The sequence below is a fragment of the Flavobacteriales bacterium genome, from assembly GCA_016716605.1.
Lineage (GTDB): Bacteria > Bacteroidota > Bacteroidia > Flavobacteriales_F > PHOS-HE28 > PHOS-HE28.
In genome coordinates, this window is record JADJWA010000001.1 from 599590 (window position 1) to 611987 (window position 12398).

At 62.3% G+C, this 12398-nt stretch carries 9 protein-coding genes; 1 reads left to right on the forward strand and 8 read right to left on the reverse strand.

Annotated features, from left to right (window positions below; genetic code table 11):
• Positions 1-185: 185 nt before the first annotated feature.
• Both IPM12_02365 and IPM12_02370 read right to left on the reverse strand, forming a co-directional pair.
• Positions 186-1877 carry a hypothetical protein gene (locus IPM12_02365; GenBank protein ID MBK9146646.1) on the reverse strand — a complete coding sequence of 564 codons (1692 nt, stop codon included), beginning with the start codon at positions 1875-1877 and terminating at the stop codon, positions 186-188.
• A gap of 3 nt (positions 1878-1880) precedes the next feature.
• On the reverse strand, positions 1881-5000 hold the full coding sequence (locus tag IPM12_02370) for a tetratricopeptide repeat protein (protein ID MBK9146647.1): 3120 nt from the start codon (positions 4998-5000) through the stop codon (positions 1881-1883).
• A gap of 158 nt (positions 5001-5158) precedes the next feature.
• On the opposite strand from IPM12_02370, the gene IPM12_02375 reads away from it, so the two are divergent.
• Positions 5159-5848 (forward strand): ATP-binding cassette domain-containing protein, encoded by a 690-nt coding sequence (locus IPM12_02375; protein ID MBK9146648.1) that lies wholly within the window; start codon positions 5159-5161, stop codon positions 5846-5848.
• Here IPM12_02375 and IPM12_02380 read toward each other — a convergent pair whose 3' ends face one another.
• The 6 genes from IPM12_02380 to IPM12_02405 all read right to left on the reverse strand — a co-directional run bounded on the left by IPM12_02380 (position 5849) and on the right by IPM12_02405 (position 12338).
• A complete protein-coding gene (locus IPM12_02380) occupies positions 5849-6931 on the reverse strand; it encodes a glycosyltransferase (protein MBK9146649.1) in 1083 nt (360 codons plus the stop codon).
• A gap of 28 nt (positions 6932-6959) precedes the next feature.
• Positions 6960-8060 (reverse strand): glycosyltransferase, encoded by a 1101-nt coding sequence (locus IPM12_02385; GenBank protein MBK9146650.1) that lies wholly within the window; start codon positions 8058-8060, stop codon positions 6960-6962.
• A gap of 22 nt (positions 8061-8082) precedes the next feature.
• Entirely contained in the window at positions 8083-8358 is a 276-nt protein-coding gene (locus IPM12_02390; protein ID MBK9146651.1) for a type II toxin-antitoxin system RelE/ParE family toxin, read from the reverse strand.
• 26 nt (positions 8359-8384) lie between these two features.
• A complete protein-coding gene (locus IPM12_02395; GenBank protein ID MBK9146652.1) occupies positions 8385-8585 on the reverse strand; it encodes a hypothetical protein in 201 nt (66 codons plus the stop codon).
• A gap of 90 nt (positions 8586-8675) precedes the next feature.
• Complete coding sequence (locus IPM12_02400; GenBank protein ID MBK9146653.1) at positions 8676-11126, reverse strand: tail fiber domain-containing protein; 2451 nt, start codon at positions 11124-11126, stop codon at positions 8676-8678.
• A gap of 210 nt (positions 11127-11336) precedes the next feature.
• Positions 11337-12338: a T9SS type A sorting domain-containing protein gene (locus tag IPM12_02405; GenBank protein ID MBK9146654.1), complete on the reverse strand. Its 1002-nt coding sequence runs from the start codon at positions 12336-12338 to the stop codon at positions 11337-11339.
• Between the last annotated feature and the right edge of the window lie 60 nt (positions 12339-12398).

Genomic DNA, 12398 nt, shown 5'->3' on the forward strand with positions numbered 1-12398 from the left:
TCCCAAAGGTACCTTTTCACACCCGGTTAACAGGGCCGTTTTCCCAACACGGACGCGGATTCTGTTGATAATTAACGCTTGTTCAGAAGGGGGCGTTTACAGGGGGCATGGAAGCCCTTGAAACTGGTTCCTCACCTCTGCTGAAGACCAGCTTCTCCGCCGATTCCTGAGCCCAACACGGGCGCTCAGAATGCGTACGTCGCCCCGAGCATGATCAGCCCCCGCTGCGTGGGGTGGCGGTACCAGCGCTCGTATTTGCTCGCGCTGAGGTTGCTGATGTCGAGGAACATGCTCAGGCGCTTGGTGTAGCGGTACTCGGCGCCGAGGTAGAGATCGAGGAAGCCATCGAGCTGGGTGCGGGTGCTCACGGCCACCACGCTGCTGTCGGTGCTGGCCTCGGGCGCGCGGTAGGCGGTTCTTCGGCCCAGGAAAAGGGCCTCGGCCTTCAGCACGAGCTTATCGCGCAGGTTGTGGCGTGCGGCGAAGGTGATCTTGTAGGGCGGCAGGTTCCAGGGCTCGTCCTCCACGCGGGTGGCGTAGGTGTACACGTCGATCCGGGCGCTCAGGCGCGTGTCCTTGGCGGTGCTGTACGTGAGCTCACCGCTGAAGTCCATGATCTCCACTTCGTCGTACACCACATCCATGCGGTCGCCGAAGGGCGTATTGGGCGTGTTGATGTACAAGGGCATGTCGTCAAGCGAGCTGAAACTCGCGCGGACATCGAAACCGATGTGGTTGCCGAAGCTGCCGCGAAGGCCTCCATACGCATCGAACAGCTTGCTGGTGTTGCGCTGCCGCGGAGCGGGGTTGAGCCAGGGGTTCTCGCGCGTGAGGCTGCGGAAGCTGTTCCGCCGGCGCTCTCCATCGAGGCCCACGTAGGGCACCAGGATATTGTCGAAGAGCGCGTAGTGCGCGTAGGCCTGCGGGAAGAAGTGGAAGGTGGTCTCACCGAGCGCATCGAGGTAGAGGCCCACGCCGGCGCGCACGAAGTACTTGCGGCCCACGGTGCGCACGCTGGGCAAGAGGCCGATGAGCGTGCCGTTCTGCCTGAACTCCGATGAGTCGGGCGAGACCCTTCCGCGGAAGGCGTTGTTGTCAATCAGCAGCGTGGCGTGGTAGTACTCGGTCTTCTCCTGCTTTCCGGCTTCCGCCACCACCCGGATGTTGGTCTCGCGGCTGCCGCTGAAATTGCTGTACGTGTGCGCCTCGAGGCCGACATCGTGCGCGATGCGGCTGCTGTCCTCATAGAGGCTGCGCACGCGCGCGGCGAAGCCGATGTCGTTGTAGAACTGCTTCAGGCGGTCCTTGTCGCCTCCGAGCAGGCTGAGCGAATCCTCAAGCTTGTCGTTGCTCGGGTAGCCGTAGTAGCTGATGCGGCGCCGGTCGTACATCAGCCTGCCGCTGGCCTCGTTCTTCTGGATGATGTGGCGGTAGAAGGCATCGATGCTGTTGTTGCTGTATCGGCTCGGACCCACATCGTCGAGGCCGCCGTTGCTGCTCATGTGCTTCAGGTGGAAGCCGTAGCCATTCTTGCGCGAGCGGCCCTGGTTGAAGTAGAGCTCGCCGATGGGCGTGTTGTACAAACCGTAACCGGCCTTCACGAAGCCTTTGTAGAGCCGTGCCTGCGCCTTCTCCACGTTGAGCTTGGCGGCGGCCAGGCTGTCGGCGCGCGGCGCGATATCGGCCTTGGCCGGCAACAGGTTATAGCTCACGGGCAGGGTGGGCAGGATGGTGTCGATGCCCTCGGGCCGCAGATCGATCTTCTGCGCATCGATGAGCGTGGGGTTCCAGATGCCTTGGATCACGTACTGGCCTTCGTTCTGGGCGAGGAGCGCGAACGGCAGCAGGACGACGAGGAAGGAGATGATGCGCTTCATGGGTTATTGGCCGTTGCCGCCAGGCATGGGAATGATGACGTCGTCTGAGCCTCCGGGCACGAGCTGGTCGCGTGGCGCCTGACTGGCATTGATGGCATCGAGACGCTGGCGCGCCTCAGCCACCAGTTCCGGCTCGCGGCAATTGTCGATCACGCTCTGCAAGGTGGCCCGCGCCTGGAAGATGTCGTTGAGCTGCACGTACACATCGCCGAGCAGGATGAAGGCCTTCGCCTTCCAGTAATCGTGGCTCGGGAATCTCTGCGCCAGCTCGAAGATCTCCGACTCGGCTTTGCGGTACTGGGCCTGCAGGTGGCGGATGTAGGCCATGTTGTACTTGGCCTCAGCGCCGCGCGCGGTGGTGCTTCCGGTGGCCACGGCCTTGAACTTCGTGTAAGCCGCGTCGAGCTCGCCCTTGTCAGCCAGATTGCGGGCGATGAGGATGTTGGCCTCGCTCTTGAGGTCGGCGTTCGATTGCTCGTTGGCCACGACCTTCTCCGCTGCGGCCCCGGCCTCAGGGATGCGGCCCAGCTCGCGCAGGCAGCGCATCTGGCCCACTTGCGCCACCAGCGTGTTCTGCGGCGATGCCGCGATGGGCTCGAGGCGCCTGAAGTGATCCAGCGCGCCTTCCCAGCGCTCGTCGCGGAAGTTGATGTCGGCTGCCATGGCCGTTGCGCTCTCCATGAATTGCACGCCGTCGCGGCGGATCACCTCTTCCAGGTCTGGCAGGGCCTGCTCGTAGCTGCCTGCGCGGTAGTGGCAATCGCCGCGGTAGTACAGCGCATTGAGCACGTAGCCGCCGTTCGGGTACTTGCTGATGTAGTCGCCGAAGGCGCCGATGGCCTGCGGGCACTTCTCCTCGAAGTAGAGCTTCTCCGCGCTCTGGTAGTACTTCTCGTCGAACTCCAAAGTGCCGGGGTCAACCCATTTCAGCGAGCGCACATAGGCCTCGTACTCGCTCACGCGTCCCAGCTCCACATAGATGTTCTCCAGGCCGGCCAGGGCCTCGCGCGCGCCGTCCATCGTCGGGTACTTCTCCACCACGGCCTTGAAGCCGGAGATGGCCTCCTCGGTGCGGCCCTGGCGCTTGTGGATGAGCGCGCTCTGCAGCATGGACTGCCGCACGAGCGGGCTGTTCGGGTGGACGTTGGTCACCTGGGTGTAATAGCTCAGCGCCTCGCTGTCGCCGCCCTGCACGATGTAGGTCTCACCCAGCTGGAACTTGGCATCGGCGGCGTAGCGCGAGTTGGGGAGCTCCGCGAGCAGCGCCTTCAGCGTGGCGATCTTCTCCGGATAGCGGCGCAGCAGTCCCTGGCACACGCCTTTCTGGTACATCGCGTAGTCGCGGTCAGGCGATCCGGTGCGCATGGCATCGTCGTACCACTTCACGGCCTGCTCGTTGTCCTTCAGCACGAAGTAGCAATCGCCGGTGCGCAGCATGGCATCCGCGCGCTGCCTCGCCTCCCCTTTCTTGCTCAGCACATAGCGGCGGAAGGCCACGGTGGCCTCGGTGTAATCCTTCTGCTTCAGGTAGGCGTAGCCCATGCCATAGCCGGCCTGCTCATACAGGTCGGTGCTGTACGCGCCGGGTGAATTGCGCAGGTCGTCGTACTTCTGGAGCGCTGCCGTGAGGTCGCCCTTGCCGTAATGGCTCTCGGCCATCCAGAAGTGCGCGCGCGCATTGGTGCCCTGGTTCACCGGGTACTTCAGCGCCCGTTCGAAGAAGAGCGCAGCATCGCTGTACTTGCGGCCCTCGTACAACTCCACCCCGCGGTTGTACGCCAGCTTCTGGTAAGCCTCTTTCAAGCGCAGGTCCTTGTTCTGGATCTCATCGAGCGAGGCGAGCGCGTCCTCGTAGTTGCGCGTCTTCAGGTAGACGTTCAGCAGGAATTCATAGGCCTCGTCGCGGCGCGGCGTGTTCGGATAGGCGCGCAGGTAGCTGCGGAGGGCGGTGATGGCCTCGTGGTAGGGGTCGAAGCTGAGCTCGTAGGCCAGCTTGGCGTACTGGAAGAGCGCATCCTCGGTCACCTGCGGGTCGCCCTTCGCCTCGCCCTCGCCCGGCTTGCCGATCTCGTAGGCCTTCTTGAACGCGTTGCGCGCGTAGTTCTTCTCATTCAGCTTCAGGTAGCAATCGGCCATGTGGTAGCTGGCCAGCTGCGCGAGGCTGTCGTCGGCATTGGCCACGATCACGAGTTCGTTGAGGGCCTTCGGGCAATCGCCGGTCTTGTAATAAGCGTAGCCGAGGATGTAGCGGTCGCTGCGGTCAACGCCCACGCGCTGCGCGCTCTTCTGCAGGTAGGGCAATGCCTCGGCGTAGTTGCCGCGCCGGTAATTCGCCTCGCCTGCCAGCCGATTGAGCTCCGCCTGCCGCTTCACGCCCTCGGGGTCGCTCAGCAGCGGCTTCAAGTACTCGGCCAGTTCATCGTACTTGCCCTGCACGAAGAGGATCTCCGCGATGTACACGGGCACCAGCTTGCCGAAATCCGCATTCTGCTCGAGCTTGCGGAAGCCCTGCAAAGCGGTCTCATGGTGGCCGCGCTCGTAGTGAATGTGCGAGGCGTAGTACAGCGCTGGAGCGCCGAATAGGCCTTCGCTGTCCTTCACCAGGCTGAACTCGGCGAGGGCCTTCTCGCTATTGCCGTCCTGGAAATACGCGTAGCCCCGCTTGAAGCGGTACTCCTCGGCATCGGCGGGGCTCAGGTCGGAGGCCACCACCTGCTCGCTCCAGGCGATCACGTCCTTCCAGTCCTTCTGGTTGAAGCTGTGCCGGAAGAGCTCGAGCTTGATCAAGGGCACATGCAGGTCCTCCGGGTGCTCGGTCATGAAGCGCTTGAGGCGGTAGCCGGCATCGTCGTTGAAGAGCCGAACGCTGCAAAGGGCGATGTAGAACTCCGCTTCGGTGCGGCGCGGGTCGTGCAGGTCCGTGATGCGGTCGGCCACCCGCTGGAATTCATACTGCGCGGCACCGTACTTCTCCATGCCGAAAAGCTCGATGGCGTTGCCCAGGTCGGCATCCTGGTGGGTGTAGTGCGCGGGTCGCTGTGCGCTGGCGGAAAGGCCGAGGGCGAACGCGGCCAGCAGCACGGTTAGGCGCGACAGCCAGCCGTGGCTCGGAATCAGGGTCATCATTGCGTTCAAAGGTCAAGGGGCGGCATGCGGCGCTAAGGCATCGGGCTGCGGAGATTTCCACCCGGAGGTGTTGGCGCTTCGCAAGCATTGGGCCGCTCAATCCAACGCGATCATGGGCGCAGGTATTGGCCACGTGCGCACCTTTGCCCGCACCCATGTCCACCGCCCCGCTCGTCCAGCTCAACAGCGCGCGCATCTTCCAGCGCGAGAACCTGGTGCTCAACCACGTTGATTTCGCCGTGTACAAGGGCGAGTTCGTGTACCTCATCGGACGCACCGGCAGCGGCAAGAGCAGCCTCATGCGCGTGCTCTACGGCGACGTGCCGCTCACCGAGGGGGAGGGCTTCTGCTGCGGCTTCGACCTGCGGAAACTGAAGCGCGCGCAGGTACCCTACCTGCGCCGGAAGATCGGCATCGTGTTCCAGGACTTCCAGCTGCTGAGCGACCGCACGGTGCAGGAGAACCTCTTCTTCGTGATGCGCGCCACCGGCTGGACCGACCGCAAGGCGATGGACCGCCGCGCCCAGGAGGTGCTGGAGAAGGTGGGGCTGGCGAACAAGGGCTACAAGATGCCGCACGAGCTCAGCGGCGGCGAGCAGCAGCGCGTGAGCGTGGCCCGCGCGCTGGTGAACGATCCCGAGCTGATCCTGGCCGACGAGCCCACCGGCAACCTCGACCCTGAGACCACGGGCGAGATCGTGGACCTGCTCTTCTCCATCAGCACCACCGGCCGCAGCGTGATCATGGCCACGCACGATTATTCGCACATGAAGAGCCTCACCGCGCGCGTGGTGCGCTGCGAGGAGGGGAAGCTGCTCGAGCTGAGCGCAGCAAGGGCGGTGTGATCAAGCGAGAAGCGCCAGGATCAGCTCCGCGTTCCTGCGGTTGCTGAAGCGCTCCTCCAGCACGCGCGCGCGCGCTTCCAGCGCCTGGCCATTCGCGGGTTTGCCCATGCAGGCCAAGATGCTCTCGCGCATGCCCTGCGGATCGTCGTGCACATGGCAGAGCCCTTCGAGGCCCGTGCCCTCGATCATCGGCGTATTGCACACCACGTGGCGGCCGTTGAAGAGGCAGAGCAGCAATTTCAATTTGATGCCCGTGGCCTGGAAAGTGGGCAGCACGTTCACCTGGGCGGCGCGCACCAGCGCATGGATCTGCTCTGTGGCGATGCCCTCGCGCAATTCCACGTTCGGTGCCTTGGCCACCGCGCGTTTCAGCTCTGCGCTGGCATCGCTGCCGGCGATGATGAGCTTCACGGGCAGGCCATCGAATACCTTTTTCACCAGGTACAGCGCCGCCTGATCGTTCTCCGCCACGCCCAACGCGCCGTGGTAGAAAGCGAAATCGCCGAGACCATCGGGCACCTCCACCTTCTCGCTGGCATGGAAGGCTGGCACATGCGCCACGTTGTGGAAGTGCGAGCCGAAGTAGGCCTCATCCTTCGGTGAAATGGCCAGCACGCGCGAGGCTTCGGCCAGCACCGGCTCGAAGCGCTGCAGCTTGTGCGCCTCGTTGATGAAGTAGGTGCGGCGGAAGGTGTTCGACGCGGCCTTCGCGAGCGCGCCGTAATAGTCGTGCTCCACGTTGTGCGCGCGCACGATCCGGATGCGGCCGTGCAGGCGCGGATCGCCGAGGTGGTAGCAGCAGTGCAGCCCCTCGAAGAGGATGGGATGCGCATCCTGGAGCAGGCGCTCCATCAGCGCTTCGCTGCGGCGGCTCACCACCACGTAGGGCAGCGCGTTGAGCAACTGCAGTTTGCCGGTGTTGCGCGGGTAGTAGTGGACGCTGGCGCAGAACCGCTCCAGTTCCTTCGCCTTCGGACGGCCGTAGTGGAAGCAGTGCAGGTGCACCTTCACGCCCAGCTCCGCGAGCGCCTTCGCCTTGTAGTACACGTCAATCACGCCGCCATAGCTCGGCGGGGCGGGCACGTCGAAGCTGATGATATGGAGATGGCGCTCAGACAACGCGTTGCAGGAAGGCCATCAGCGCTTCCTTCTCGCGCTCGCCATCCAATTCGGTGGCGGCGAAAATAGCCTTCAGCCGCATGGCGTCACGGCGCGCGCGGTCGGGCATCAAGCGACGCACCTCGGCGGCGATCAGCGCAGGCTCCACGCGCGGGATCACGATGCCCGCCTCGTACCGACGCACGATCGCGGCGACCTCCGGGAGTTCGCTCACCAGCGCCGGGATGTGCGCGCGGAAGTAGTCGAAGAGCTTGTTGGGCAGGCTGAAGCGGTAGTTGAGGCTGGTGTCCTTGTCGAGCGAGAGGCCGAGGTCGGCGTTGCGCGTGAACTGCATCATGCGCTCGTAGGGCATGCGCGGCAAGAGGCGCACGCGGTCCTGAATCCCGTGATCAATCACCATGCGCTCCAGCACGGGCCAGGCATCACCGCCGCCGATGATGAGCAGCAGGGCATCGGGCAGCTCCTTCATCGCCAGCACCGCCTCTTCGCCTCCCCTGTCCACGTTGATGCCGCTGCCCTGCAGCACCAGGATGAAGCGGTCCTCTGGGAGGTCCAGGTCCTTGCGCGACGGCAACGGCCCGAGCTCCTTGTGCATGGGGATGTTGCGCACGACCTCCACAGGCACTCCGTAGCGCTCACGGTAGGCGTTGGCAATGCTGCCGTTCACGGTGATCACGTGCTTCAGCTTCGGGAAGATCCAGCGCTCGATGGCCAGCCATGCGCGCTTCGCGAAACGGCCCTGGATCTCCGGCACCTCGGTGAAGTACTCGTGGCTGTCATAAACCAGCGCGCGTTTCCCCTTCGCCAGGTAGCAGGCCAGCAAGGTGTCGAGGTCGTTGGCCACGATCAGGTTGGCCTTGCTGAAGAGCAGGAGGAAAAGGAGCCGCAGGTTGTACTCGGCGTAGAAGATCGGCCCCTTGCGGAAGAACAGCCGCATGCGCTTGGTGGCGTAGGGCCGCTGGAGCGGAAGGCTATCGGGCAACAGCCGCCCCACCAGCAGGACCTCGTAGCCCAACTCGCGCAGCACCACGCAGGTGCGGTGCACGCGGTTGTCGGTGCTGAGGTCGTTGGTGACGCAGACGAGGGCGCGCATGGGCGTTGGTGGTGCGAACCGCTTACTCCCTCCGCGCGCGCATGGCGCCATGGGGGAAGCGCCGAGCTCCATGGAAAATGGTGATGAGGTCGCAACGATCGCGATCACCAACAAGGTAAATGAGGCGATAATCCCCAACGATGGTCTCGCGAATCGATGGGAGGCCTAATTCCGGCACCATGCGACCGCCACTAGGGAACAAGGCCACAGCCTCCAAGGAACGGTAGAAACGCTGAATCATCCGGTCCGCATAACGCTCCGCCCCGTGCTCAGCGATGTAATGGTGTATCCGTGCCATGTCGCGCATGGCCCTGGCAGAAATGCTCACTTCAGCCATTGCCGGTGCTTCTTCTTCGCCTCGGCGATCGGCACCACGCGGCCTGCCTTGATATCGGCCAGCCCTTCAGCGATGGCTTCCAGCAGCATCACGCGCTCCATCACGTCATCCGCAGAGAATCGATCTGGCAGCTCCTTGAGGGAACGCAGCACGCTCTTCTTCTCAAGCAGTTCCGGGGTCTTCTTCATGGCATCGAAGGTAGCATGAGGAGTGAGGACCCAAATAGGCGCGGCCCGGGCGTAAGCGCCGGGCCGCGTCTTTCGGGGCCTGAAAAAGAACTACCTCCCCACCTTCACCGCGCGCTTCACCACCGGCTCGCCATCGAGCAAGAGGGTGATGTAGTACACGCCGGGCGCGAGCTTCTCCGTGCTCCACTCGTACTGGAATTCACCGGCCTCGCGCTGGCCCTCGCTCAGCACCATCAAGCTGCGGCCATCGGCGCTGTTGGCCAGCAACTGCATGCGGCCCGCGCGCTCCAACGTGCAGAACAAGGTGGTACGGTCGGTGAAGGGATTGGGAGCGATGCGGAGCAGGCGCTCTTGGCTGGGGGTGAGTTTCTCGCCTTCCACTCCGGAACCGGAGCGTTGGTCGCTATCAACCGGAGGCTGGGCGCAACAGGTGGCGAGTTGCTGCTGCATGGTGGCGATGGCGCTTTGTGCCGCTTGGAGCTGCTCTTGCATGCTGTCGATCGTAGCATGCTGTTCTTTAAGCGCCGCAACCACTACAGGAATAAGCCCTTGGTAGTTCAGGGTCCTCACCGTGGACTGCGTGGAGAGCACATTGCCCAAGGAATCGACCTCGCCCAGGAATGTCGTCCTCCCGACCAAACTGGGAAGAACCTCCTCCACTTCTTGCGCGAGGAACCCGTATTGAAGTTGAGTAGGCAGGTCGATATCCAAGCCGACCGGAGCGGCAAAGTGGTATGTTGATGGCCGCAGTTCATTCACCACTGCCATCGCCCCCGTGAGTTCCGCAACATCCGTCTTCAATGAGGCATCGGAGACTTCATGCAGCTCAGTGCAGATCATCTTGCCGGTAGCCTTTACTACGCCGTTGAAGTATCCGGCCCAGGCCGTGGTATTCAGAGAGTCCTCGTAGAACGGACCTACGGCATCGCCATACACGCCAATGGCATAGGTGGTAGAGTCTGCGCGACGTGCAAAGCCGGCCGTACCGATGTAAGGCACATTCAACGGTATTGGCCAGTTGCCTGTCCCCGAAGTTGATGCGCCCATGACTCCAATCTGATTCAGGTCAGAACCAACCGCTAAGCCCTCCACGCCGATTCGGCGCTGGCCACCGCGCGCTTGACCCGAAACGCCGTACACCCATGGCGCGGGGTCGAATGCCTGGAACCAGCCCGCGTAACCAGTGACAGTGCCACCGAACGTATTGGCTGTGATGCCGCGGGTACGGCTACTGCTCCCGACCACATTCGCCACCAGGCCGTAATTCCAAGAATTCCCGGGTGCCCCGGTTCCCACAGCGCTGATATCCACTCCACGGTTCTGAGCCCCACTCGCAGAGCCTTGCTCAGTCTGGACATGGATGCCCGTGGTGGTGGTTGTGCCGCCTGCAACTTCGACTCCGAGTCCTTGGACGTTTGGCTCTGTCGAGAGTTGATCAACATGCACGGCTTTGCTGTACTGAGTGCTCCTCACCGCTAGTTTGCCAGGCGATTGTGAGTTCTGAAGGTTCAAGCCGATGCCGACCGCGTCATCATCATCAGGGCAGTCGTCGCTGACGCCAACTGCCGTGTACACGTTGTGCGAAACCGCTGGACCAGAAGTGCCGTCATTCTCGACGGTCCAATCGCAATCAGCACCGCCTCCGCCGAGGGTTGATGGATCTACCCACTTCACTACGCCGCGCTCCTGATTGCCGGGGGTAAGTGTTGTACGGTCAACCACCATCACGTAGAAGGAATCGACCGCCGCCGAATCATCCGGCAGCTGCCTGATCCGCAAGCGGCCATTCAGGATATCCACACGCTCAGTTGGATCCGTTACCACCGCCGGTGTCAACTGGTTGCCTGCGAAGAAATCACCAATGCCAACGTTCACATCGAAGTTGTTCCTTGGCCATAACCGGATGGCTTCAAGGCCGTTGACCGATTGCGCGCCGCGCGCTTGACCGGCATTGTATTGCGTGGTGAACACGAACTTCATGCGGTCCACACCCCAAGGGCTCCCGTTCGGATTATCGCTCCACTGCACCACGAAATCCGTGTTGTCATTGGCATCGTACTTATGGCCGATGTAGCTCTGGTCGCTGTTGCCCGTGAAGGTGACGCCATTGCGCTGCCAGGGCCGGTAGCCATGCTCTTGCGCATACACGGTCGGGTTAGCGGGGTCTACGGCATTATCGACAAGGTGCAACCGCGTGAACGGCGCGCGGCTATTCACATTGTTGAAGGCATTATCGGTGCCGCTGAGGGCAAAGAAGCCATCGCGATTCACGTTCAGGAATGGCGGTGCGGTGGGCGGCCCCATGTTACTGGTCACGTTGCCATTCAGGCGAGCGCGCTGCACGTTCTGGGTATGCAACTGGAAGTGCCCATTGGGCGCATTGATGTTGAAGTGCCCCAGATTCGGAACCGCGAAGAGCTGGCCTCTCTCATCGGTCGCGCCAGAGCCGCCATGGAACATGCGCCAGTACGTGGGGTTCGGCACGCCAAGAATGGTCTGGGACGTATTGGTGCGGAACACTTCGCCAGTCCACGTGGCCATTAGATCCCCATGTACCTGAAAGGCCGCCGGGAACGGGGTGGTCGTCAGGTTGCCGACCGCCAAACCCCTACCAAGATTCGCTCCCGTCTGATTGGTGCGCCACCAACCTCCTCCACCGATATTGGTGAATTGGGCATTTGCCCACGTCGTCATCGCGCAGAAACCCAGTGCCAGGATCCACGCTCGATTGATCTGTCTCATTTTCTCGGTTTAACGACCGAGGAACACACGCTCAGCTATTCGACTGCCATCATCGAGTTCAACTACCACGATGTATGCACCGCTCGCCCATGTGCTGACCGAAACGCTCCAGCTATCCGAGCCAGTAACCGCCAGCGGCTGTGCGACTGATCTGCCGATTGCATCCACCACCGATATGCGCTCCACACCAAGCCCCTGAATTCCAGCGGCGTTCAAGGTGCCACTCGAAAGGTCGCTCCAAACCCTGAACCCTTGCCCCGGCCTGATCGCCAGGCCAGACGCAATGGCACAATACTGCGGATTCGGTGAGACGCACACATCGTCGATGTAGTAATAGGCCAGATAGCCGGTGCCATTGGGGTCCATTAGCGACCAATTCGTCTCCTCGTCGCTGAAGAAGTTGCCTACCACCACGTACTGGTACGCGCTATCGGCCACGAAACTGCCGCTGATCAGGGTCCAGCCCACCGTGTCCTCAACCACTTCGGTGCCGAACACGTGGGCATAACCAGGCACAGGATCAAAGTCGTCCTGAAGCCATTGGCTCATGGTGAAGAACAATCCGGTTCGGTCATTGGCGAAGCGGCATCTCTCGAACAACGGGGCTCCAGTTCCCCAACCCAGTGTGAGACTGACCTTGAACGTAGCATGATAAGTCGCGCCGACAACTAACGGAGTAGTCAGTTGCGCACCTACCCACTCTCTCGTGTACCAAGGCCAGGCGTCATCCGCGCTGAATGTGTGGATGCCGGCATAGGCCTGCCCACTGGAAGGCAGCTGCTCACCCGCAAAATTGATTGGCACTCCGCACGAATCCGGATGTCCGCACACATGATAGAGGTCGCAGGAATACTCGCCTCTGAAGGTGAGCCAACCGATGGCGTTCTCGATATCGCCTTGGTATTGCGGGCAACTGCTGATCTCCTCGAAGCTCCAATTCGGCACAAGATTCTGTGCGCGCGTTTGCAGCACGGAAAAAAGCAGCATTATGGACAGCAGCGCTGAGCGCATGTTCCTCGATCTTGTTCAAATCCTTCTACCGCGTCTTCGGCACATGGAGGACAGCGGCAC